This window comes from Metasolibacillus fluoroglycofenilyticus (assembly GCF_003049645.1).
Taxonomy (GTDB): Bacteria; Bacillota; Bacilli; order Bacillales_A; family Planococcaceae; genus Metasolibacillus; species Metasolibacillus fluoroglycofenilyticus.
Genome location: NZ_PYWK01000001.1, coordinates 1,016,602 through 1,039,119, shown reverse-complemented (window position 1 = coordinate 1,039,119; position 22,518 = coordinate 1,016,602). Strand labels below are relative to the sequence as shown.

27 protein-coding genes are annotated in these 22,518 nt (G+C 39.6%); 8 read left to right on the top strand and 19 right to left on the bottom strand.

What is annotated here, in order from left to right; all coding sequences use genetic code 11:
- Nucleotides 1-15: 15 nt before the first annotated feature.
- The 10 genes from C9J36_RS04635 to C9J36_RS04590 form a co-directional block, all read right to left on the bottom strand.
- Complete coding sequence (locus tag C9J36_RS04635) at nt 16-1,458, bottom strand: spore germination protein (RefSeq protein WP_107942362.1); 1,443 nt, start codon at nt 1,456-1,458, stop codon at nt 16-18.
- Nucleotides 1,455-2,255 carry a SigF/SigG family RNA polymerase sporulation sigma factor gene (locus C9J36_RS04630; protein ID WP_201261888.1) on the bottom strand — a complete coding sequence of 267 codons (801 nt, stop codon included), beginning with the start codon at nt 2,253-2,255 and terminating at the stop codon, nt 1,455-1,457. Before C9J36_RS04630 ends, C9J36_RS04635 begins: the two co-directional genes overlap by 4 nt.
- Entirely contained in the window at nt 2,239-2,679 is a 441-nt protein-coding gene (gene spoIIAB / locus C9J36_RS04625) for an anti-sigma F factor (RefSeq protein ID WP_066171071.1), read from the bottom strand. The genes C9J36_RS04630 and spoIIAB overlap by 17 nt, the downstream gene beginning before the upstream one ends.
- Nucleotides 2,672-3,025: an STAS domain-containing protein gene (locus tag C9J36_RS04620; RefSeq protein ID WP_107942360.1), complete on the bottom strand. Its 354-nt coding sequence runs from the start codon at nt 3,023-3,025 to the stop codon at nt 2,672-2,674. Before C9J36_RS04620 ends, spoIIAB begins: the two co-directional genes overlap by 8 nt.
- A 301-nt stretch (nt 3,026-3,326) precedes the next feature.
- Nucleotides 3,327-4,631, bottom strand: coding sequence for a pyrimidine-nucleoside phosphorylase (locus tag C9J36_RS04615; RefSeq protein WP_066171077.1), 1,305 nt, complete (start codon nt 4,629-4,631; stop codon nt 3,327-3,329).
- 13 nt (nt 4,632-4,644) lie between these two features.
- Nucleotides 4,645-5,823: a phosphopentomutase gene (gene deoB / locus C9J36_RS04610; RefSeq protein WP_107942359.1), complete on the bottom strand. Its 1,179-nt coding sequence runs from the start codon at nt 5,821-5,823 to the stop codon at nt 4,645-4,647.
- A 125-nt stretch (nt 5,824-5,948) separates the two neighbouring features.
- On the bottom strand, nt 5,949-6,851 hold the full coding sequence (gene xerD / locus C9J36_RS04605) for a site-specific tyrosine recombinase XerD (protein ID WP_066171083.1): 903 nt from the start codon (nt 6,849-6,851) through the stop codon (nt 5,949-5,951).
- A gap of 295 nt (nt 6,852-7,146) precedes the next feature.
- Complete coding sequence (fur, locus tag C9J36_RS04600) at nt 7,147-7,602, bottom strand: ferric iron uptake transcriptional regulator (protein WP_066171088.1); 456 nt, start codon at nt 7,600-7,602, stop codon at nt 7,147-7,149.
- A 209-nt stretch (nt 7,603-7,811) separates the two neighbouring features.
- Complete coding sequence (locus C9J36_RS04595; RefSeq protein ID WP_107942358.1) at nt 7,812-8,324, bottom strand: hypothetical protein; 513 nt, start codon at nt 8,322-8,324, stop codon at nt 7,812-7,814.
- A 76-nt stretch (nt 8,325-8,400) separates the two neighbouring features.
- A complete protein-coding gene (locus C9J36_RS04590) occupies nt 8,401-8,940 on the bottom strand; it encodes an NUDIX domain-containing protein (protein ID WP_066171094.1) in 540 nt (179 codons plus the stop codon).
- Nucleotides 8,941-9,009: 69 nt separating this feature from the next.
- Here C9J36_RS04590 and C9J36_RS04585 point away from each other — a divergent pair, with 69 nt between their 5' ends.
- The gene (locus C9J36_RS04585) at nt 9,010-9,900 is read left to right on the top strand and encodes an aldo/keto reductase (protein WP_107942357.1); all 891 of its coding nucleotides are present in this window, start codon (nt 9,010-9,012) and stop codon (nt 9,898-9,900) included.
- Nucleotides 9,897-10,364, top strand: coding sequence for a VanZ family protein (locus tag C9J36_RS04580; RefSeq protein WP_066171100.1), 468 nt, complete (start codon nt 9,897-9,899; stop codon nt 10,362-10,364). Before C9J36_RS04585 ends, C9J36_RS04580 begins: the two co-directional genes overlap by 4 nt.
- A gap of 164 nt (nt 10,365-10,528) precedes the next feature.
- On the opposite strand, the gene C9J36_RS04575 is transcribed toward C9J36_RS04580, so the two are convergent.
- The 4 genes from C9J36_RS04575 to C9J36_RS04565 all read right to left on the bottom strand — a co-directional run bounded on the left by C9J36_RS04575 (nt 10,529) and on the right by C9J36_RS04565 (nt 12,637).
- Nucleotides 10,529-10,786: a YqkE family protein gene (locus C9J36_RS04575; protein ID WP_066171103.1), complete on the bottom strand. Its 258-nt coding sequence runs from the start codon at nt 10,784-10,786 to the stop codon at nt 10,529-10,531.
- A gap of 9 nt (nt 10,787-10,795) precedes the next feature.
- Nucleotides 10,796-11,977, bottom strand: coding sequence for an acetyl-CoA C-acetyltransferase (locus C9J36_RS04570; RefSeq protein WP_107942356.1), 1,182 nt, complete (start codon nt 11,975-11,977; stop codon nt 10,796-10,798).
- 187 nt (nt 11,978-12,164) lie between these two features.
- Complete coding sequence (locus C9J36_RS17580) at nt 12,165-12,290, bottom strand: hypothetical protein (RefSeq protein ID WP_268807849.1); 126 nt, start codon at nt 12,288-12,290, stop codon at nt 12,165-12,167.
- 128 nt (nt 12,291-12,418) lie between these two features.
- Nucleotides 12,419-12,637, bottom strand: a complete 219-nt coding sequence (locus tag C9J36_RS04565; RefSeq protein ID WP_066171109.1) for a YneF family protein — start codon at nt 12,635-12,637, stop codon at nt 12,419-12,421.
- Nucleotides 12,638-13,121: 484 nt separating this feature from the next.
- On the opposite strand from C9J36_RS04565, the gene C9J36_RS04560 reads away from it, so the two are divergent.
- The 5 genes from C9J36_RS04560 (at nt 13,122) to C9J36_RS04540 (ending at nt 16,573) form a co-directional block, all read left to right on the top strand.
- Complete coding sequence (locus C9J36_RS04560) at nt 13,122-13,463, top strand: lmo0954 family membrane protein (RefSeq protein WP_107942355.1); 342 nt, start codon at nt 13,122-13,124, stop codon at nt 13,461-13,463.
- A gap of 20 nt (nt 13,464-13,483) precedes the next feature.
- Nucleotides 13,484-14,137 carry a PspA/IM30 family protein gene (locus tag C9J36_RS04555; RefSeq protein ID WP_107942354.1) on the top strand — a complete coding sequence of 218 codons (654 nt, stop codon included), beginning with the start codon at nt 13,484-13,486 and terminating at the stop codon, nt 14,135-14,137.
- Nucleotides 14,138-14,248: 111 nt separating this feature from the next.
- On the top strand, nt 14,249-14,926 hold the full coding sequence (gene liaF, locus C9J36_RS04550; protein WP_235616006.1) for a cell wall-active antibiotics response protein LiaF: 678 nt from the start codon (nt 14,249-14,251) through the stop codon (nt 14,924-14,926).
- Entirely contained in the window at nt 14,923-15,948 is a 1,026-nt protein-coding gene (locus C9J36_RS04545; RefSeq protein ID WP_107942353.1) for a sensor histidine kinase, read from the top strand. The genes liaF and C9J36_RS04545 overlap by 4 nt, the downstream gene beginning before the upstream one ends.
- A complete protein-coding gene (locus tag C9J36_RS04540; protein WP_107942352.1) occupies nt 15,941-16,573 on the top strand; it encodes a response regulator transcription factor in 633 nt (210 codons plus the stop codon). Before C9J36_RS04545 ends, C9J36_RS04540 begins: the two co-directional genes overlap by 8 nt.
- A gap of 291 nt (nt 16,574-16,864) precedes the next feature.
- On the opposite strand, the gene tkt is transcribed toward C9J36_RS04540, so the two are convergent.
- The 4 genes from tkt to yneA all read right to left on the bottom strand — a co-directional run bounded on the left by tkt (nt 16,865) and on the right by yneA (nt 20,324).
- Nucleotides 16,865-18,859, bottom strand: a complete 1,995-nt coding sequence (gene tkt / locus C9J36_RS04535; protein WP_107942351.1) for a transketolase — start codon at nt 18,857-18,859, stop codon at nt 16,865-16,867.
- 143 nt (nt 18,860-19,002) lie between these two features.
- The gene (locus C9J36_RS04530) at nt 19,003-19,239 is read right to left on the bottom strand and encodes a DUF896 domain-containing protein (protein ID WP_066171129.1); all 237 of its coding nucleotides are present in this window, start codon (nt 19,237-19,239) and stop codon (nt 19,003-19,005) included.
- 99 nt (nt 19,240-19,338) lie between these two features.
- Entirely contained in the window at nt 19,339-19,995 is a 657-nt protein-coding gene (locus C9J36_RS04525) for a YneB family resolvase-like protein (protein ID WP_066171130.1), read from the bottom strand.
- Entirely contained in the window at nt 19,995-20,324 is a 330-nt protein-coding gene (gene yneA, locus C9J36_RS04520; RefSeq protein WP_107942350.1) for a cell division suppressor protein YneA, read from the bottom strand. The genes C9J36_RS04525 and yneA overlap by 1 nt, the downstream gene beginning before the upstream one ends.
- Nucleotides 20,325-20,673: 349 nt before the next feature.
- Here yneA and lexA point away from each other — a divergent pair, with 349 nt between their 5' ends.
- Nucleotides 20,674-21,297 (top strand): transcriptional repressor LexA, encoded by a 624-nt coding sequence (gene lexA / locus C9J36_RS04515; protein ID WP_066171139.1) that lies wholly within the window; start codon nt 20,674-20,676, stop codon nt 21,295-21,297.
- A 355-nt stretch (nt 21,298-21,652) separates the two neighbouring features.
- Here the strand turns inward: lexA and C9J36_RS04510 are convergent, their stop codons facing one another.
- Complete coding sequence (locus C9J36_RS04510; protein ID WP_107942349.1) at nt 21,653-22,177, bottom strand: DUF2179 domain-containing protein; 525 nt, start codon at nt 22,175-22,177, stop codon at nt 21,653-21,655.
- Nucleotides 22,178-22,518 lie beyond the last annotated feature (341 nt).

The following is a 22,518-nucleotide window of genomic DNA, read 5'->3' as shown; positions in this document are numbered from 1 at the left end:
AAAGTGCAATGTACATTATGCTCGTTTTCGCTGCTGTGCACCAACAATATACGGTCTAAGCGCATCATCAGACATTGGAAAACGAATAAAAACACGCATAAAGGCCTTTGGGAAAAAGGGAATGAGTGGCCACATATATGGTACTTTCATCGGACGCAATGCACATAAATACGAAAATATAATAAATAGTGCAATAAAAAACCCATTAGCCTCAAACAATGCTGTCATAATGAGTAAAAAAATACGGAAAACTTTAATTGAAATACTTAACTCATAATTCGGTATGGCGAATGTGAAAATTGCAGCAATCGCTGTATATAATACTACCTCGCTTGAAAAAAGCCCTACATCAATTGCAATTTGTCCAATAACAATTCCCGCAATTAACCCCATTGCGGTCGAAAGAGGCGTCGGTGTATGAATGGCCGCAATACGCAAATATTCAATTCCAAAATCTGCAATTAAAATTTGCAAAAACAGCGGTACTTCAGATGGCTCCGATATACCTAAAAAGGAAAGTGTCTCAGGTAATAAATGACTTTCCTTCGCAAATAAATACCACATTGGAAGTAATACTAAGCTGAGCAATGCTGCAAAGTAACGTAGAAGCCGCATCATCGAGCCAATTAGCGGTGCTTGACGATATTCCTCTGCATGTTGTAAGAAATGGAACATCGTCACTGGCATCAACATAACAGAAGGTGATGTATCAACAACAATCGCAATATGCCCTTCTAATACATGCGCTGCCACAATATCCGGTCGCTCCGAATAACGGACGAATGGTAACGGATGAAATTTTTGCTTAAACAGCCACTCCTCTAAAGATTTATCCGCCATCGTTAAACCATCATGCTCGATTAATTGAAAGCGTTCCCGTAACCAGTGAAGATGTTCTTCATTTACTAAATCCTTCATATAGCAGAGCGCAACATCGGTTTTTCCTAGCTTAGAAATTTGTGAAAGCTCAAAGCGCAAATCTCCACTTCGAATTCTGCGTCGAATCAATCCTGTATTTTGCATAATATTTTCCGCAAAGCCGTCCCGCGACCCACGAATGACCTTCTCGTTATCAGGCTCCTCTGGATTGCGCCCCGGATAATTACGAAACTCTGCACAATAACAATAACCATGTGATGTTACTAGACCAACTCGACCGCTTAATACTCCTAGCAAAAAGTCCTCAAGTGTTTCTACAGGCTCTTTTCCATGATGGTTAAAATGCGCATCGAAATATGCGGGCTCATCCTCAATATGCTCCCGCTCCTCAAATTGCAATTCCGCTAGTAAATTTGATAATGTTTCACTATCAACTAGCCCGGAAATATAAACTGAGAGCACTTCCATATTTCGTACAAAAATCGGCTTTATACAAACATCAAACGATTCGCCCTCCCCTAAAACCTCCTTTAAATGTTGCTGTGCCTGCTCTAAAGATGTAAAAAGCTGATTCGTCATTTTTTCACTGCCTTTTTCGTAGTTGTCACTTCCATCCATTGCTTCAGCTGTGCTAATATTTTTTTCTCTAAACGTGATACTTGCACTTGCGAAATGCCAAGACGCTCTGCTATTTCAGTTTGTGTTAAATCTGCAAAATAGCGTAAATAAATAATCGATTGCTCTCGTTTATCTAACTTTGTAAGCATTTCCTTCAGCGGAATATACTCAAACGGAAGCTGCGACTTTTCGTCATACATTTGGTCCATTAATGTAATGGAGTCCCCATCATTTTCAAATAGCTGCTCATGTAAAGAGGCTGGGTCACGCATCGCATCCGCTGCAATTAAAATGTCATCCTGCGTCACACCTAAGCGCTCTGCTAGTTCCGAAATGGAGGGCGGCTTTTCATTCGTCTTCATATATTCCTCTGTCGCATGGCGAATTTTATAATTTAATTCACGAATGGAACGACTAACCTTTACCATACCATCATCGCGTAAAAAGCGTTGAATTTCGCCAATAATCATTGGCACTGCATATGTGGAAAACTTTACTTCATAGGATAAATCGAATTTATCAATAGATTTCATTAAGCCAATACAGCCAATTTGAAATAAATCCTCTAGTTCAACACCTCGCGAGGAAAAACGTTGCACAATCGACCAAACAAGTCGTGTATTACCTTCAATCATCCGCTTTCTCGCTTCAATATCCCCTTGCTGCGAGCGTTCAATTAATGCTCGCATCTCCGCCTGCGTCAACAACACTTCTGAAGACTGTTCGATTGTCCCCACCCCTTTACATGACTGACGCATGTGCTGATGATATTTTTTTTGTAAAAACGACGCTTGTCCCCTCGCCTACAACAGACTGCACAACAAGTTCGTCCGCGAAGCTTTCCATAATTGTAAAGCCCATGCCTGAACGCTCCAAAGCCGCCTTTGTCGTAAATAAAGGTTCCATCGCCTGCGCAACATCACTAATTCCTTTACCATAATCTTGAATGCTCACTTGCACGGTATCACCTGTCAATGTTGCCCGCACTGTGACAACACTTTTTCCATCCTCCTCGTAGCCATGAATAATCGCATTCGAAACAGCTTCTGAAATAATGGTTTTTAATTCAGACAGCTCGTCTACCGTTGGATCAAGCTGTGCAATAAAGCTCATAATTGCCATTCTTGCTAAACTTTCATTCTCACTTTTTGCAATAAATGATAATGTCATTTCGTTATCCATGAACAATCCCCCTTATATGTGAAATCGCTGCCTGTTCATCTGCATGCATAATATATGGCGCAAGTCCAGAAAATTGGAATATTTTCTGCATTGTCGATGAAGGGTTTAAAATGATAATTTGACCACCCACGATGCTAAGCTCCCGCATTCTTCCCAATATTAGGCCAACACCTGAGCTATCCATAAATTGCAGACCAGCCAAATTCCAAATGAGTGTTGTCACATGTCCCTGCAGTATCGTTCTCGAAATTTGAGCCCGCACCTTTTCAGTTTCATGATGACCAAGCTCTCCGTATAATCGAATAATGGCAATCTGCTCCGGGTACACCGTAATTTCATAATTCATAATACTTCGCCTCCTCGTCTAATCGCTAATTCTACGACGAGCGACTTTTCCCTTCACATCTGACAAAACTAGTGCCACTTCGCTAAAACTAGTGCCTATACGTCAAAGTATGGGAAGGCTGCATGATTTTTAAACATTAAATTTGATTTTTATCACATATAAAAGAGCTTTTTTAGAGAGCTTTTCAATCTTTGATGTTTTCTTTATTTTTAGGGGGTTATGTTACTAGGGTTATTCCACGTTTGCATATAAAAAGCCTATAAAATCGGATTTGCTCCGATTTTATAGGCTAGATTATCTATTATTTTGTAATAATCGCTTCAATCAACTTTGGGGCAGCGACTGGCTCCTGTGTCAAATGAATATGCGCATAAATTTTTTCGATGACATCGTCGATTTGCTCACGGTTTGCGTGGATTGTCACAAGTGATTCGCCCGCTTCTACATAATCACTAACTTTTTTGCGTAGCACTAATCCTACTGCTAAATCGATTTCCGATTCCTTTGTTGCACGCCCTGCGCCAAGTAGCATCGCTGCTGTGCCAATATCATCTGCTTCGATTTTTGCTACGTAGCCTGCTTCCTTCGCCACAAGCTCCGTTACATAAGCAGCCTTTGGGAGCTGCGCTGGTTCATCAACAACAGTGGCATCTCCACCCTGTGCTGTGATAAACTTTTTCAATACTTCAAGTGCTGCGCCATTTGCCACAGCTTCCTCTAGCATTGCACGCGCTTCCTTGATTGTTGCTGCTTTACCACCAAGCACGACCATTTGCGAGCCAAGCGTATAACAAAGCTCGTTCAAATCTGCTGGTCCATGCCCTTTTAGCGTATCAATTGCCTCTTGAATTTCAAGCGCATTGCCAATAGCATATCCAAGCGGCTGGCTCATATCTGAAATAATGGCCATCGTATTACGACCAACATTGTTGCCGATACGTACCATCGCTTCAGCAAGCATTTTCGCATCATCGGCTGTTTTCATAAAAGCGCCATCACCTGTTTTTACATCAAGTACGATGGCATCTGCACCTGCTGCGATTTTTTTCGACATAATCGAGCTTGCAATTAATGGAATGCTTGATACCGTTGCTGTTACATCACGCAATGCGTAAAGCTTTTTATCAGCAGGTGTTAAATTGCCACTTTGTCCAATAACAGCCATCTTAATATCATTTACTTGCTGCGCAAATTGTTCATTCGTTAGCTCAACATGAAAGCCAGCAATCGCCTCTAATTTATCAATTGTACCACCTGTATGTCCTAAGCCTCGACCACTCATTTTAGCAACAGGAACACCTACAGCAGCTACCATCGCTGCTAATGGCAATGTCGTCGTATCCCCTACGCCACCTGTCGAATGCTTGTCTACTTTAATGCCATCGATTTCTGTTAGCTTGATTTGTTCGCCAGACTCAACCATTGCCATCGTTAAATCAGCTAATTCATGATCAGCCATTCCTTGGAAATAAATCGCCATTAACAATGCACTCGCCTGATAGTCTGGTACGTCACCATTCGTATAGCCGTTAATGAAAAAACGAATTTCCTCTGTCGTTAATGTTTGACCATCCCGTTTTTTCTCTATAATATCTACCATTCTCATTAGTCAAGCCCCCCTATTTCAATCGTTGCAAAAAACTTGTGCCAAATTCAGGTGCAGCGATTTTAAAATTGTCAGCAATTGTTGCTGCAATATCTGCAAATGTTTCGCGTAATGGTAGCTCTACCCCACCATTAAAGCGCGGTGAATAAACGATTAAAGGTACGTATTCACGCGTGTGGTCTGTGCCTGGGAATGTTGGGTCATTGCCGTGGTCGGCTGTAATAAGCAATAAATCATCTTCACCTAATTTAGATAATACCTCCGGCAAGCGACGGTCGAATTCCTCTAGTGCCTCACCATAACCGATTGGGTCGCGACGATGACCGAAATTGGCATCGAAATCGACTAAATTTAAAAAGCTCATACCGTGGAAATCACGCTGTGCTACTTCTACCATTTTATCCATGCCATCTGTATTATTTTTCGTACGAATTGACTCTGTCACACCATCGCCGTTGAAAATATCGGAAATCTTCCCAATTGCAATGACATCCAATCCTGCATCCTTCATTTCTGCCATCGTTGTGCGACCAAACGGTGTCAATGCGTAGTCGTGTCGATTAGCCGTACGTGTAAAGTTACCTGGTTGACCAACAAACGGACGTGCAATGACACGCCCTACTAAATATTCAGGCTGCAATGTTAATTCGCGAGCAATTTCACAAATTTTATAAAGCTCCTCTAAGGGGATTATTTCCTCGTGTGCTGCAATTTGTAACACAGGGTCAGCAGATGTATAGACGATTATTGCGCCTGTTTCCATATGCTCTTGTCCAAAGTCGTCAATGACCGCCGTACCACTCGCAGGCTTGTTACACAATACTTTACGTCCTATACGCGCCTCTAATTGTGCAATTAACTCCTGTGGAAAGCCGTCTGGGTACACTTTAAATGGCTTGTCAATGTTAAGCCCCATGATTTCCCAATGACCAGTCATTGTATCTTTCCCTACGGACGCCTCTTGCATCATGCCATAATATGCTTTCGGCTCGTCTACCTTCGCAATACCTTGTAGCTCCCGAATATTTGATAAGCCTAAACTTTCCATCGTAGGCATCTTTAAACCATTCATTTCTTCTGCAATATGACCTAAAGTATTTGAACCAACATCGCCAAATTTATGTGCATCCGGTGCTTCCCCGATGCCTACTGAATCCATTACAATTACATGTATCTTTTTAAACGCCTTCATTAATTGCACGACCTCCTTCTTACTATTATATATTTTACCAAAAATAATTTAAAAATAAAGGTCAGACATCCGACTGTGTGAAATTTTTTAATTTTCCAAGCTATTTCACTTAGAGTTATGGGCTCTTACGCCCGAGGATGAAATTGCTTATATACTTCTGATAATCTTGTTTTGCTCACATGTGTGTAAATTTGTGTTGTCGAAATATCTGAATGACCTAACATTTCCTGCACCGCCCGTAAATCTGCTCCATTTTCAATTAAATGTGTTGCAAAGGAATGGCGCAGCACATGCGGCGTAATTTCATGTTGAATATTTGCCTGCCGTGCATGCTCTTTCAATAGCTTCCAGCAGCCTTGTCTAGTTAATCTTTTCCCTCTACGATTAATAAATAACGCGTCAGTTTTTGGATATTTGCCCTGTAGCTCATAACGTGCTCGCCCTAAATAATTTTCACAAGCAGCAATCGCACCGCGACCGAGTGGAATAATTCTTTCCTTCCCGCCTTTACCAAATACTCGCACAAAGCCCATCGTTAAATGAATATCGGTAATATCAAGCTCAATGAGCTCACTAATGCGCATCCCTGTTGCATATAACAGCTCTAGCATGGCGACATCGCGAACTCCCTGTGCCTTTGAAAGGTCTGGGGCCGCAATCAGTGCATCAATCTCTTGTGTTGAGAGAACTTTTGGTAGCTTTTGCTCCAATTGTGGCATTTCAAGATGCACAGTTGGGTCAGTTGTCGTTACTTTTTCCCTTAATAAAAATTGATGAAACGACCTGATTGATGAAATATGACGCGCAATGGTACGCGGTGTTTTACCTGCTGCACGCAGCGCCTCTAAATGCAATAAAATAATTGCACGCGTTACTTCGTTGAAGGATGGTAGCTGCTGTGCCTGAATAAATGCAGCATAGCTAGCTAAATCTCGCTCATATGAGACGAGCGTATTGTCAGATAATTGACGCTCTACGCGAATGAAATGAATATAATCTGCAATCGCATCTTGAAATACATTCGTCATTAAATCCCTCCCAAAATTTAGGTAGAAATGAAAAAGGGCTGTCAGGAAAGGCAAAACCTTTTCCAACACCCTCCGCTTCTATAATCAATTATGCCCCGGCTAGTTTTAGTCCAAAATCCCCTAAAATCTATATTATTCGCCTGAGGTTGGTTACTCAGTCGTTACCACAGGACATGGTGTTCTAAGACTGAGTTCCTCTTTGTCAGCAGGTGTCCTGCCACACACTGAAAAAAGTTAAACATTTACTTCTGTGCAAAAAAGCTGTCTTAAAATAACTTTTTAGACAGCTTTCTTTCTACTCACTTGAATCTTCATTGTCTTGGCATCGCCAACAAATACCATGAAATGTTAGTCGATGATCTTTAATGATAAAATTCCATCGTTTTTCTACTACTGCTTCTACATCTTCTAATAAGTCTTCTTGAATTTCATCAACTGCACCACATTCAATACAAACTAAATGATGGTGAAAATGTGCTGCTCCTTCTTGTCTCAGGTCATAACGAGATACACCGTCACCAAAATTGATTTTATCAACAATTTTTAGCTCAGTTAATAATTCTAGCGTACGGTATACAGTCGCTAAGCCTATTTCAGGAGCTTTTTCCTTTACTAGCAAAAAAACATCTTCTGCGCTTAAATGATCTTCTTCATGTTCAAGCAGAACGGCCACTGTCGCTTCACGCTGTGGCGTCAACTTATAGCTAGCACTATGCAGTTGTTTTTTTATACGATCAATACGGCTCTCCATGTGACGCCCTCCTAAACTCCTCTTATTATACCAAATGAGTAAAACGACTGACAAGTTAATGATGCTTTATCTAAATAATTCATTTGCTATCAGTATAAAATGACCTTTCAGCCCATGGATTGTTAGCCTCATCAATCGAGTTTTTTTACAGGCTGTTATTCCCAATATGGCGACTCTAGCTTTGATATGGAAATCTTATAGCCTGCAATCTATTTAAACACATACGATATAACAAGCATTTCTAATAATGCAAGTATGCAAAATAATAGTATAATTGCTAGCATTCGTCTATATGTCGCAGTACCTTTTTTCGCAAAACGCATCGGTCTTTTCGTCGAAATACCTAAACAAATCATTAATAGTAAAATACAATAAATGAACTGAAAAGGAAACCACCATATACCGTATGCAAGTAAAGATTTTTGTTGCGTCAATAAATACATGGAGCTAAACCCTAGAAACGTCGCTCGTAACGCAATTAACCATTTTGCCACAAATGCGCAAAAAGGATGTGTTGCAAATAATAGTACAACCGCAATTGCGAATCCCACTGGTAATATGGTTTGCATGACGCTAGGTGCCTCTTCTTGCAATATACGCCCGTCCATTAGCTGAATGAGTGCAATTGCTTGCTCTAAGCTAAATATATAAAAACAAGCAACCCCACTTAAAAAACCAACGACAATCATACTTGTTAATTGTATTATAATGCTTGTCCGCAAATTTCAGCCTCCTTTACAACCAACTTATGCTAGTCCAAGGCTGATATGCAAATATGTTAAAATCGTTTTCTATGCATTATTTTTGATTTTTTAACCACATTACAGCATAGGCGGTTTTCGCATCATAAATAGCGCCACTCGTCATCATTTCCTCTGCTTCCTCTAACGTTACTTCCATTAATTCCACAAATTCATCATCATCAAGAGCAGCCTTTTCCTTTAATGGAATAAGCTTACGTGCTACAAATAAATGAATTATCTCATCCGCAAAGCCAGGCGAGGTTGCGAATGTTTGTAAATATGTAAGTTCCCCGCATGTGTAGCCCGTTTCTTCTTCAAGCTCTCTCTTCGCTGTCACTTCCGGCTTTTCCCCTGGTTCTAGCTTACCAGCAGGAATTTCTATAATTGAGCGCTCTAATGCCTTGCGATATTGCTCAACAACTAATAATTTGCCCGCATCCGTCAGCGCAATAATTGCGACTGCCCCAGGATGATTCACCACTTCCCTTTTTGCCATCTCACCATTTGGTAACAGCACATCATCTACTTTCAGCGAAATCACTCGCCCTTTAAAAATAGGCTGTGATAAAACTGTTTTTTCTTCAAATTTATTCAAATTGATTCGCCCCACTTGTCGCACAAGATAAATCCATTGTAACATTATATATAGAAAGGTGTGTATTCCATGAAAAAAAGAATTGTGGGAACGAGTAATATTGAAATTTCTGAGCTTAGCTTAGGCTGTATGTCCTTGCCAGCAAATATCGGTGAAGCCCAGCCTATTATAGAGGCGGCACTTGATGCAGGCATCAATTATTTTGATACAGCAGATTTATATTTGCAAGGCGAAAATGAGCGCATTGTTGGCGAAATTTTAAAGCCTCATCGCCATAACGTCATTCTCGCTACGAAAGTCGGCAATCGTTTTGAAAAAGGGCAAGAGGGCTGGTCATGGGACGCTTCCGCAAGCTATATAAAAAGTGCTGTAAAAGATAGCTTAAAGCGGCTACAAACAGATTATATTGATATTTATCAGCTACATGGTGGAACAATAACAGATGATTTAGATGCAGTGATTGATACATTTGATGAATTAAAGAAAGAAGGCTTCATTCGTGCTTATGGTATTTCCTCGATTCGACCAAATGTCTTTATGCCATTCGCCGAAAAAGGGTATGCACTTAGTAATATGATGCAATATAGCCTGCTTGATCGAAGGGCAGAAGAATGGTTTTCAGCGCTTACAGCAAGCGGCATTTCTGTTGTTACACGCGGCTCTATTGCCAAAGGCCTATTAACAAAAGAGTGGCGCTCTCGCTTGCAAGATTATATGAGTTATTCACAACAGGAGCTTGCAACACTACTAGCAGATTTAGAAGCTAGGTATGGTTCATTACATAGCTTAGCACTAGCTTTTAACTTACAGCATAAAGCCATCGCTTCAACCGTTATTGGAGCAAGCACAAAGCAACAATTGCTGGAAAATATCGCTGCTTACTATGCAATAAAAGATTTACCTGCAATTGATGGGATAACAGAACAGATAAAGAAGGATACTTACACAGAACATCGATGAAAAAATATATTTTCCTTCTAGTTGCTGCGCTCGTCATCGTTGCATTGTCATCCAATATGAGCTATCAGCAACAAACAATTGTACCTGAGCTTCGCGTGTTATTAGCGAATAAGCCCTTTGAAGAAACGCTAAGTCTATTTAAAATTCCTTATTGGGGCACTATTATTTCCGTGGAATCAAGAGGTTATTTTTATTTTGTAGAATTTTTAATTCGAAAAGCCACACATTTTATTGGCTTCGGTATTGTTGGAGTTATTCTTTATTTACTTTATCGCAAGCTTACATGGTTCTTCCCCGCTATGATGGCAGTGGCGACGGTATTTTTAATCGCCTCACTCGACGAACTTAGACAAGCCTTTTCTCCTGGACGTACAGGTGTCTTTTCAGATGTTTTGCTCGATAGCTTTGGTGCATTATTTTTCGTCGTTATAACGGCTATTATTGTACGCCTCTTAAAAAAATAAGGAGAGGAGCGTCCCAAAAGCAGTACTTCTCCTGCTTTTGGGACGTTTCGTTTGTCTTTAATAAAAAAGTAGGTAACTCATTTTAAAATAAAATAATGAAAACCCATTTTTCGCTGTAACAAAGAATAACTCAACTTTTTAAATGCCCCCGCTCCGCCTTTTATTTAATATTTCGAGCCTTTATCGCCGTACTGCTCTAGCAGCTCCTCAAAGCTCATATTTTTCTCACGTTGCTTGCGCTCAAAAGCAAGCCTTGCTTGACGCTCTTCCTCAGCAGCCTGCTCTTTATCTACAAGCGCCTGCTTCGTTGCCTTTAGCTTTGCAAGCACATCGCCACCTAGCTGCTCCTGCAATGTCGGTGCTTTTTCTTGCTCAAGCCTCGGCTGTGCTGCCTGCTTTTGACCAAATTTCTTTTTAGCCATTTTTTTCACCTACCGTTGTACAATCGTCGCAACACCTTGCCCGCCACCGATACATAATGTAGCAAGTCCGAGTGTAACATCTCGTTTTTGCATTTCATGTAATAATGTTACTAATATACGCGCACCACTTGCACCAATTGGATGCCCCAATGCGATTGCGCCCCCATTCACATTGAGTTTATCATGGTCAAATTGCAGCTCGCGGTCAACAGCAATTGCCTGTGCTGCAAAAGCTTCATTCGCTTCAATCAAATCCATGTCTGGCAATGATTTATTAGCTATCGCTAACGCCTTTTGCACCGCTTTAATTGGGCCTGTGCCCATCACTTGTGGGTCAACCCCTACGCTCGCATTAGAAATAATTGTTGCCATCGGCGTTAAACCTAGCTCAAGCGCGCGCTTCTTAGACATTAATACGAGTGCAGCCGCACCGTCATTAATACCCGATGCATTACCTGCTGTAACCGAGCCTTCCTTTTTAAATGCTGGGCGGAGCGCTGCAAGCTTTTCCACTGTCGAGTTAGCTTTAACATATTCATCCTGTGCGAAAACAATCGGCTCACCTTTACGCTGTGGTATTTCTACAGGCACAATTTCAGCCTCAAATTTGCCAGCAGCAATCGCCTGTGCAGCTCTCGCCTGTGAACGCGCTGCAAAAGCATCCTGCTCCTCGCGTGTAATTTCGTATTTATCACATAAGTTTTCTGCGGTAATTCCCATATGGTAATCATTTTGTGCACACCATAGTCCATCATGAATCATCGTATCAACAATCTTCTGGTCGCCCATACGGAAGCCTTCACGTGCATTTTTCAAAACATATGGTGCTTGGCTCATATTTTCAAAGCCACCCGCAACAACGATTTCCGCATCCCCAAGCGCGATTGCTTGCGCTGCTAAATGCACTGCCTTTAGCCCTGAGCCACACACTTTATTAATCGTCATTGCTGGCACTGCATAAGGCAAACCAGCCTTTAACGCAGCCTGACGCGCTGGATTTTGCCCAAGCCCCGCTGCAAGAACATTGCCCATTATAACCTCATCCACGAATTGCGGCTCAATATTCGCTCGCTTAATCGCTTCCTTTATAACAATACTCCCCAACTGCTGTGCCTGTATATCCTTTAAAGTCCCCTGAAAAGCTCCAATCGCCGTTCGCACAGCACTTACAATTACTACTTCATTTGTCATCACATTTCCCCCTTAAATTCATCAGACCTTTTGTTTGCACATAATTATTTTACCAAATTCCCTCTCAAATTTATATGCGAAACATAGGGGTTTAAAAATAGAGGGCACAAGCAAATCTGAAGTATTTGCGAATTTCTTTGACTATCTGCGTTTTTTTAATTAAGGCTTATTTGTATTTCCCTTTACTTTAATAAAATACTTTCTTCCTCTGTTGCAAATTTATAAGTTCATCCTTAAATTCTGAAAACCCTCTGCGAATCGCAGCTATAAGCAAATCTTCTTTCATAAAATTCTCACGTGGCAAAACAATCATCCTATCCTCTCTTTCTTGTATTATTCCCCCAATTACAACAAATAACTATATTTTATCTGCATTTTTAATTAGTAATTTCAGCAATAAAAAAAGATGCCCGCTTATTTTACAGACATCTTCTCTCTTACTTATTTAGTTTGAATTTTATTCATCTGTGCCATCATTTGACGAACTTGCTTTTCAGACGGTGTACGTCCCATTTGAGCCATCATAACACGAATCATTTGTTCATTTATCGGTGGATTTTCTTTCAAGTACTTCATCATATATTGACGCGCAAGGAAGAAGCCCAATGCAACCCCAGCAATTAAAGCAACAATAATTCCAAGAATCCATGCCCATGTCATCGTTAAACCTACCTCCTCCATTACCTATCTCACGAGAAAACTCTCCACAAAGCATTATACACTACTTTATTTGCGCTTTCTATTGTTATTTCTCTTGATTTCTATCACAAGTATATTCTAAATACTCCTATATTGCATTATGAAAAATAAATACAAATGAGGCTGTCCAAAAAGCCGTGCATAGCCGGCATTTTGGACAGTAGCAATGATGTTTCACAAAATGTTGGTTCATATAAATAGAAAGCGCCTCTTTTAAAAATGGGATGAACATTGGCTTTAGCGGTGTTAGCTTTCAGTAAAAGTGAAGCGATGAAAACATTGATTTCAATGCGGTGGCAAAACAAAATGTACTTTTCGGATAGCCCCTTAAATAGGTCTCATCTCACCTCAGCCCCCAGACCTAGAAAAAGATACATTTACAGGTCGTTATGCAAAAAACAAACTTCCTTTAACATAAAGGTATCAACAAAAGGAGGTCAACAAAATGAAAAAATTTCTTTACTTTATCGGAGGCTCCATTGCTTTTCTAATTGCCTTAGCGTTACTTGGACCAATGCTCGGCTTACTATTCTCAGGACTACTTGTGGCAGCAGGTTTACACTACTACACAAAATGTACATCGGTATTTGGAAAAATTATGAGTACGACAGTTGCATTAGTAGGTGTCCTTAGCGCTGCATCAAACATCCCAGCATTTATCGGATTAATTGCGATTATTGCACTTTATTATATCGCTAAAAATTGGAAAAAAGAAGCAAATGTTGTGGAAGCAAGTGATGACCCATTCAATAACTTTGAAAAAGAATGGGCAAAAATCTCTAAATAATAAGAAGGAGCGGATTTATAATGACAAACTTATTCACACGTTTTAAACATCAATTACAGGCAGATTTACATGATTTCTTTGATAAAAAGGAGCGCAAAAATCCAATCGCCCTTTTAAATCAATATATCCGTGAGGCAGAGCAGCAAACCGAGCAAACAGGTAAATTATTAGCGCGTCAAGGGCAACTAAAACAAGAGCTAGAAGCACAATTAAAAGAAGCAGAAACAATGCTAGCAAAACGTGAGCAACAATTAAACCTTGCTATCTTGAGCAACGAGAACGACTTAATCGCCTTTGCACAAGGTGAAGTGGAAGCATACACAGCGCGTAAAGTTGGGTTACTTTCTAGCATCGATGCATGCACAACTGAATACTTTGAATTAGAGCGTAAGTTTGAAACAATGAAACATAAAATTAAAGATATGAAGGTGCGTCAGTTGCAATTAATGGGCAAAGAAAATGTTGTACGAGCACACCATCAAATGGATAAAGTTCTTAACACTCAAGATGCAGGCAGCTTCGAGGAACTATCTAGCTATTTTGATGATATCGCAGCAAAAATTGACCATAAATATGAAGTAACAACATTTGAATCACGACTCGCAAAGCTGGAGAAAGAACAAAAAGCAATTGCAGCTAACGAACAACAGCAAAATCATGCTATAGTAGAATAGCCATAGTCGGAGAGGGTACACATCCTCTCCCTTTTATCTTGATTCAACAGATGTTTGTACATCTGTTGAATCAAGATAAAAGAGTTTACATTTTGAAAGGAGACCACTTCTATGAAACGGCTAACAACCGATCAATTTACTTATTTTCTTCTAGGTTTATTATTAATCATGCTAATTGAGCTTTCGCTATTTCATAATGGAGCGGTTTTTGTACTATTTTTCGGTATAATCTCTCTGTATTTTGGCATGAAACAACAGCGCAAATTTTTACTATGGACAGGTGCATTATTTATTATTATCGCTCTTTTCACATTATGGAGCTTAAAGCTTTATTTCATTGTTCTCATTGGTTATTTGCTTTATAAACAGCTTACAAAAGAGGAGGTAACTGTAGAAATAACAAATCAAGGCTGGACTTCCTCTACAACTAAAAATCAATTAATTGGAGCAACGAATGGAGCTTTAGAACCGTATAAATGGGAGGACATACTGCTAAAGCGTTTTATTGGCGATATTGTTGTCGATGCGACACAGACGATACTTCCAGCGGGCAAATCAGTTATTACAATTCAGCAGGCTATCGGTAAAGTTCATATAATTGTACCTTATGAAGTCTCGCTTCGCCTGCACTATACGACATTTTATGGGCAAGCTTGTTGCTTGCATGAGCCTCCTAAACAGTTAATAAACGAAAGCCTAAAATTTGAGGATGGTCAGCCCGATGAAAAACGCCTCCTCGTAATCAATGTTTCAACATGGTTTGGCGATGTGGAGGTGACGCGTGCATGATTGGATTTATTTTTCGTATTATTGTACTTTTCACCCTTTTATCATCAACAACCTTTAGTTTTTTAGTTTTTATTTTAGGTGAGCCTACAGAGGAAAAATGGCGCTTCTTTATCGATGAGAAGCTTGGCGAGTTACCCCTTGTTTTCACGATTGTAAGTGCCATATTTACAATTTCGTTTTTTATTAGTCTATGGATGTCCGTCTTAACAAAAACACGTGAAATTTCCACGACACGCACAATTAATAAATTAATTGACCCAGAATTTAAGCCGCTAAAAAAACGCGGCATCTCACGCCCAATGAAAAAGGCAATCAATGAGGCAGGAGCTTTAATCGAATCTCAGCGCGCAGCATTACAGCGTTTATCAAATGAAAAAGCCGAAACAAACGATAAAATTGTGCAGGAAAGATTAATTGAAGAGCGCCAGCGTTTAGCACGTGAGCTGCACGACTCTGTATCGCAGCAGCTTTTCGCAGCCTCTATGCTGCTCTCTGCTTTAACTGAACAAGAAGAAAATCCGCAATCCAAGCTACAGATTGGGCAAATTGAAAAAATTGTCCAACAAACACAGCTTGAGATGCGTGCACTTCTTTTACATCTGCGCCCTATCGCATTGCGCAACAAAACATTGGCAGAAGGGCTAAACGATTTAATTCAAGAATTACAGCAAAAGGTGTACTTTCATATAGATTATAAATTAGAAGAAATTGAGCTTACAAAAGCAGAGGAAGACCATCTATTCCGCATTGCACAGGAGGCACTTTCCAACACATTGCGCCATGCGAAAGCAACGGAAGTCGAGCTATTATTTGTAGCAAGAGATGATTATGCGATTTTACGCATTCAAGATAACGGTATTGGCTTTGATAACCAATCCGGTAAAAGTACCTCATATGGCTTAAATAATATTGCAGAGCGCGCAGTTGAAATTGGCTGCCTATATAAAATTGTTTCCGTTCCAAATGAAGGGACAATTGTCGAAGTAAAAGTTCCGAGAAAGAAAGGTGAACAGCTTGATTAAAGTATTACTTGTAGATGACCATGAAATGGTGCGTATCGGTGTAGCAGCCTATTTATCTGCGCAGCCTGATATCGAAGTTATTGGCGAGGCAGAAAACGGCTTAGATGCAATCGAAAAAGCATTATCTTTACGACCCGACTTAATTTTAATGGATAATGTAATGCCTGTTATGACAGGCGCAGAAGCAACAGAAAAAATTTTACAACAATGGCCTGCTGCCAAGGTCATGATGGTAACAAGTTTTTTAGACGATGACAAAGTATATCCTGCCCTTGAAGCAGGCGCTGTAAGCTATATTTTGAAAACATCAAATGCCAAGCAAATCGCAGACGCTATTCGCAAAACGATAAATGGCGAAACGGTTTTAGAACCTGAAGTGACGACAAAAATGATTTCAAGAATGCGCGGTGGCACTGCTATCCCATTACATGAAAGCTTAACTGAGCGCGAAATGGAAGTCCTTCTTTTAATGGCACAAGGCAAGGCAAACCAAGAAATCGCAGATGAACTTTTTATCGCATTAAAAACAGTGAAAACACATGTTAGCAATATTTTAAGTAAACTCGACGTACAAGACCGTACACAAGCAGTCGTTTACGCCTTCCAAAATGGGCTAGCAAAATAAGAAGACTGCATTTATATAATTTATAAACTAACTAAATAGAACCCCCGAACTATCACGAATCACTAAAAAGTTAGCGTTTCATTAGATGGTTCGGGGTTTTTTGTGTGGCTATCTAATCCTTACCATAGCTACTTACTCAATTTAAAGTTGAAAAGAAGTAGCTGTAAATTTAGTACTCTCAACAATTTATAAAATGTAGCTATTTATAGTGATTATCTCAACAAAATAGAAAGAAGGTGTCTAAAAAGCAATGCAATCGCATGCTTTCAGACACCTTCTTTTATGCAAAGCTTATAGTGCTTTTACTTTATTGACTACATTCTCAACTGTGAAGCCGAATTTTTCGATTACTAGGTCACCAGGTGCTGATGCGCCGAATGTGTCGATACCTAATACATCACCGTCTAGGCCAACATATTTATACCAGCTTTGTGTAGCTCCCATTTCAATTGCCAAACGCTTTGTAACAGCCTTTGGTAATACAGTTTCTCTATATGCTGCATCCTGTTGATCAAATGCAAATGTTGATGGCATTGATACAACTGATACGTCAATACCATCAGCAAGTAAAGCTTTTTGCGCATCCACTGCTAAAGCAACCTCAGAGCCTGCAGCAATTAAAATTGCATCTGGCGTTGCTTTTGTTGCTGATGAAATTACATAACCACCACGAGCTACACCTTCAGCTGCTAACTCCGCTGTTGTGTCTAACACTGGTAAGTTTTGACGTGATAATACTAAAGCAGTTGGTGTACTCGGTGATAATATTGCTTGCTTCCATGCCTCTGCCGACTCATTTGCATCTGCTGGACGAATCACATTTAAGTTTGGCATTGCGCGTAATGATGCTAAATGTTCAATTGGCTCATGTGTTGGACCATCTTCACCAACAGCAATTGAATCATGTGTAAAGACGTATGTTACGGGTAAGCCCATTAATGCAGATAGACGCACCGCCGGACGAACATAGTCGGAGAAGACGAAGAATGTCGCACCGAATACATTTAACCCACCGTGTAATGCCATACCATTTAATGCTGCACCCATTGCAAACTCGCGTACGCCAAACCAAATATTGCGACCTGCATAGTTTTCTGCTGAGAAATCGCCTGCGCCTTTAATTGTCGTTTTATTTGAGCTTGCTAAGTCAGCACTACCTCCGAAGAATGATGGTAATTTTTTCGCTAAAGCGTTAATTACATCACCTGAAGATGAGCGTGTTGCGACAGACTTACCTGCTTCATATACTGGTACTTCCGCTGCAAAGTCTGCTGGTAAATCGCCTTCCATAGCATTTTCAAATTCCGCAGCTAACTCTGGATATGCAGTTCGGTAAGCCTCGAATTGTTCGTTCCAAGCATTTTCCGCTGCAACACCTTGACGTTCTGCTGCTTCTTTAAATGTTTCATATACTTCTTGTGGGATGCTGAATGGCCCGTGCTCCCAACCGTAATGCGTTTTTGTTAATACTACCTCATCTGCTCCAAGAGGTGCACCATGCGAATCTGATTTACCTGATTTATTCGGTGAACCATAGCCGATGACAGTTTTCACTTCGATTAATGTTGGCTTGCCTTTTAGTTGCTTCGCCTCTTCGATTTTAGCACTTAAATCCGCTACATCGTTCCCATCATCAACGCGTAAATAGTTCCAACCATATGATTCAAAGCGCTTTTGAACGTTTTCAGAGAATGACATGCCTAGCTCGCCATCTAGTGAAATATCATTACTGTCGTAAAGCACGATTAATTTTTCTAATTGCAGATGACCTGCTAATGAAATTGCTTCTGCAGCTACACCTTCCATTAAATCGCCATCACCACATAGAGCATATGTGTAATGATCTACAATTTTATGCCCATCTTTATTATATTTAGCCGCAAGATGCGCCTCAGCCATCGCCATACCGACAGTCATGGCGATACCTTGTCCAAGAGGTCCTGTTGTTGCTTCAACACCAGCAGTATGACCGTACTCTGGGTGACCAGGCGTTAATGAATCCCATTGACGGAAGTTTTTAATTTCTTCCATTGGTAAATCATAGCCTCCTAAATGTAATAAGCTATAAAGTAGCATAGAGCCATGACCAGCAGATAACACAAAACGATCACGGTTATACCAATTTGGATTTTGTGGGTTATGGCGTAAATGCTTTGTCCATAGCGTATAAGCCATTGGAGCTGCCCCCATTGGTAAACCAGGGTGGCCAGAATTTGCTTTTTCAATTGCATCAATTGACAATGTACGGATTGCATTAATTGCAAGTTGATCCGGAGTTTGAGTCATTTTTGACATCCTTTCTCGTGCTATATAGTCTACCTTTATAGTGTAGTCAAGAATGTTAAAGAAAACAATGGTTAGCAGGTGTTTTCTTTGAAATTCCACATACTAAATGCTAAATGTGTCACATTGTATAAAATTGTGTAAATTTAGTTTAGAAAGCCCTTCTGTCTTTTTATATCTTTTAGTTTTTCTGGCGTTACATCATTGCCTTCCGGATCTACTATTTTCACATGCTCAATCGTATCGCGCATCGTTGCGCGGAATGTGTCTAAGTATTCTTTACGAAGTGCTGTACGTTCTTTCGCTTCCGCCTCTGTCAGCGTACCTTCCTTCGCTTTTTTTGCTAGTGCATTAATTCGAGCTAATTTTTGTTTGGATAACATATTTTTCTCACCTTTCTAAAACTCCATAATACAAAGGTATGAGAAAAAAACGTAAAGCGCAAGTGATTTATCTTGTACTTTACGTTTTGAATAGACTGCTTACATACTACTCTCTTTTTGATATTCTACAAAGCGGCGGTGAACTGTTGCTTTGCTAATATTGAATCCTAAGCCTCTTAATGTAGTGGCAATTTCTTCAAAGGTAAAGCCCTTCGCCCGCAACTTTAAAATTTCTTCGATAGGCACGTCAATTCGCTCGCGCCCCTCTGGATTGCCACGGTTTTTCAAATTGTATTCTGGACGATATCCGTTATTTACTGCGCGTCGCATTCCGCGTCGTATTTTAGCATTGTGCAGCTTGCGCTGATACTCCTCTACTATTGCTAAAATTTCTAAAAGCATTGTATCCATCTCATTTAATGCTAGTGGACCAGCATCATTTAAAGATATGACCGAGATACCCTGCTTTTGTAAAAGATGTAACACTGCTACGCGTGCATTGCCTCGTCCTAATCGTGTTTCATCTTGGACGAACAAAGTTGTCATATTATTTTCCTTCATATAATCTAACATATCTAACAAGCCATCTCTTTCCACATCGAAGCCGCTCTGTTGGTCCTCAAATATTTCAACTATATGAAAATGCAAGCTGCTTGCATATGCTTTTAGCTCTTCTTTTTGCCTTGCAAGAGATGTATATTGGGTTGATTTCTCGGTGCTTACCCTCACATATATGACCGCAGTTTGTGTAACCATTAATTGTTATTCGCCACTTCACGCGAATGGCTATCCTCTGTCATTTGCTTGGCAATAATAGAGCGTTTTTCAATTGGCACTAGCAACTGTTGTCCAATCACTATTTTTTCATCAGAAAGGTAATTTGATTTTTTCACAAAGCCAATCCATTGCTCCGTTGACATTTTACCTCGGTACTGTTCGGCTAAAGACCAAAGCGTATCCCCATGTTCAATGATTATTTCTTCATATTGTTCAATATCCTCATCAGTAATAACTAACACTGAAATGACAAATACCGTAAATGCTACAAAAACTGCAATATAACTATTTTTTTTCAACCAATTCATAGTAACGCCTCCTGAAATAGAATGTTCGTTCGGAATGTATGTTCTCATATTAAAACGAACAAACGTTTTTGTCAACAATTATTTTCGAACTAATGTTTGCATTTATTTTTCTCTTTTGTTATACTGAAAATAAGAAAATTTGTTCTATCAATTACGCCTCGGCGTAATTACATTCAGTTTTTTGAAGCGCCTTCAAACTCGTTTTAAAAATCTGTGATTATCGTCGGAGGCTTATCTTTGTTTAGCGAGCAACTTTACATATGCTGAACAAGGTCCAATATAGCGTCCCTCCCATCATCTATGAATGGTGAGAGTAGTTTACTAAAACAAGATAAAAGAGGTGAATGAGTTGACAAAAGTATCAAAACGCCAAGAAGCAATTTTAGCTTTTATTAAAGAAGAAGTTAAAACAAAAGGTTATCCACCGTCAGTTCGTGAAATCGGTGAAGCGGTTGGTTTAGCATCTAGTTCTACTGTACATGGCCATTTAGCTCGTTTAGAAAGCAAGGGACTTATTCGTCGAGACCCAACAAAGCCACGCGCTATTGAAATTTTAGACAACAATAATGATAGTGAGATAGAACAACAAGGTGTTATCCATGTTCCTTTGATTGGCAAAGTAACGGCAGGACTTCCTATTTCAGCCATCGAGAATATCGAGGAATACTTTCCTCTTCCAAACTCATATGGTACTTCTGAGGATCAGCTATTTATGTTAGAAATTATGGGAGAATCAATGATTGAAGCTGGAATTTTAGATGGAGACTATGTAATTGTTAAGCAAAAATCAACTGCAAACAATGGTGAAATTGTCGTTGCGATGACAGAAGATGATGAGGCAACAGTAAAGCGTTTTTATAAAGAAAAAACACATTTTCGTTTACAGCCTGAAAACTCTTCAATGGACCCTATTTTAGTAAATCAAGTAACGATTTTAGGGCAGGTTGTCGGTCTATATCGTAAAATACAATAATACAAAAACTGAGCACCGGATTTTTGGGACAGCTCAGTTTTTTACTTTGAATATACTATTCATTTTTTTAAAGCTAGCATGATTTTCACATCATTAATTGTGGAGAAAAACGAGGAATATTATTGGAAATTTTCGTGATGTCCTATGAGGTTCATTCATATGTAAAAGCATGCTAGCGAGGTATTAGTGCTATTTTACATCTGCTTTGAAAAATTGTGAATGTTTATAAATGACGTATAATTTTCGTAAAAAGCCGTATTTTGATGATTTCCAGCGCTGTTTGCAACAAAATTATGCTTTTTATATAAGAAATCTCAGAAAATTGCCTGTCTATAAATACCTGTTATTTGACACTTCATCTATTTTTCTTTTGTTTCATACGTGTAACTAAAAAACCGCCTTTAAACGACTTCGGCTCATATGACATAATAAAGGCATTTGGCTCAAATCGCTCGACAATTTGAAACAGTTCGTGTTCACGATTACGCTTCGTTAAAATTTCATATTTATAGCGCTCACTATCGCGTCCTTCGCCCTTGTAAATTGTAACTGCAAAACCTTCATTCCTTAAAAACTCCACTAGTTCATTGTTTTTATTTTGCGTATTAATCGCAGCAAAAACATAGCCTACTGCTAATTTACGCTCAATCATCGTACCTAAAAAAATACCTAGCCCAAAGCCAACTGCATAAACAACCATCGCTAATACGCTCTGATTTCCACTGAATACGAGGGACAAACCAAACACATAAATCAGTACTTCAACCATACCTATAATTGATGCTAAAACCGTAATATTTTTTACTAAAAAGATTGTACGAAGCGTTAATAAAGGCACATAAATAAGTTGTAAAATAATAATTAATAAAATATTATTCATACGCAGGACCTTTCATAATCTTTTATAATGGTATTTTTCTGCTATCGTATAACTATATAATAGTACTCGATTATCAAGTTATTATTTCACGTTTAATCAATTACGCCTTGACGTAATTGTGTCCAGATTCTTTCAAGCTATTTGGTGGAAATTAACCTGAAACCGTCACGTCCTGTGACAACGGTTAACTGATTTGCATCATGCAAGCCTCCCTTCAAAATCTGTGACATCCGGATGTTGGTCACTCAGTCATTATCGCAAGATGCGATGTTCTTAGACTGAGTTCCTCTTTATCAGCAAGTGTTTGAAAACCCGCTGAAATCGGTCTAATGCTTGCATTT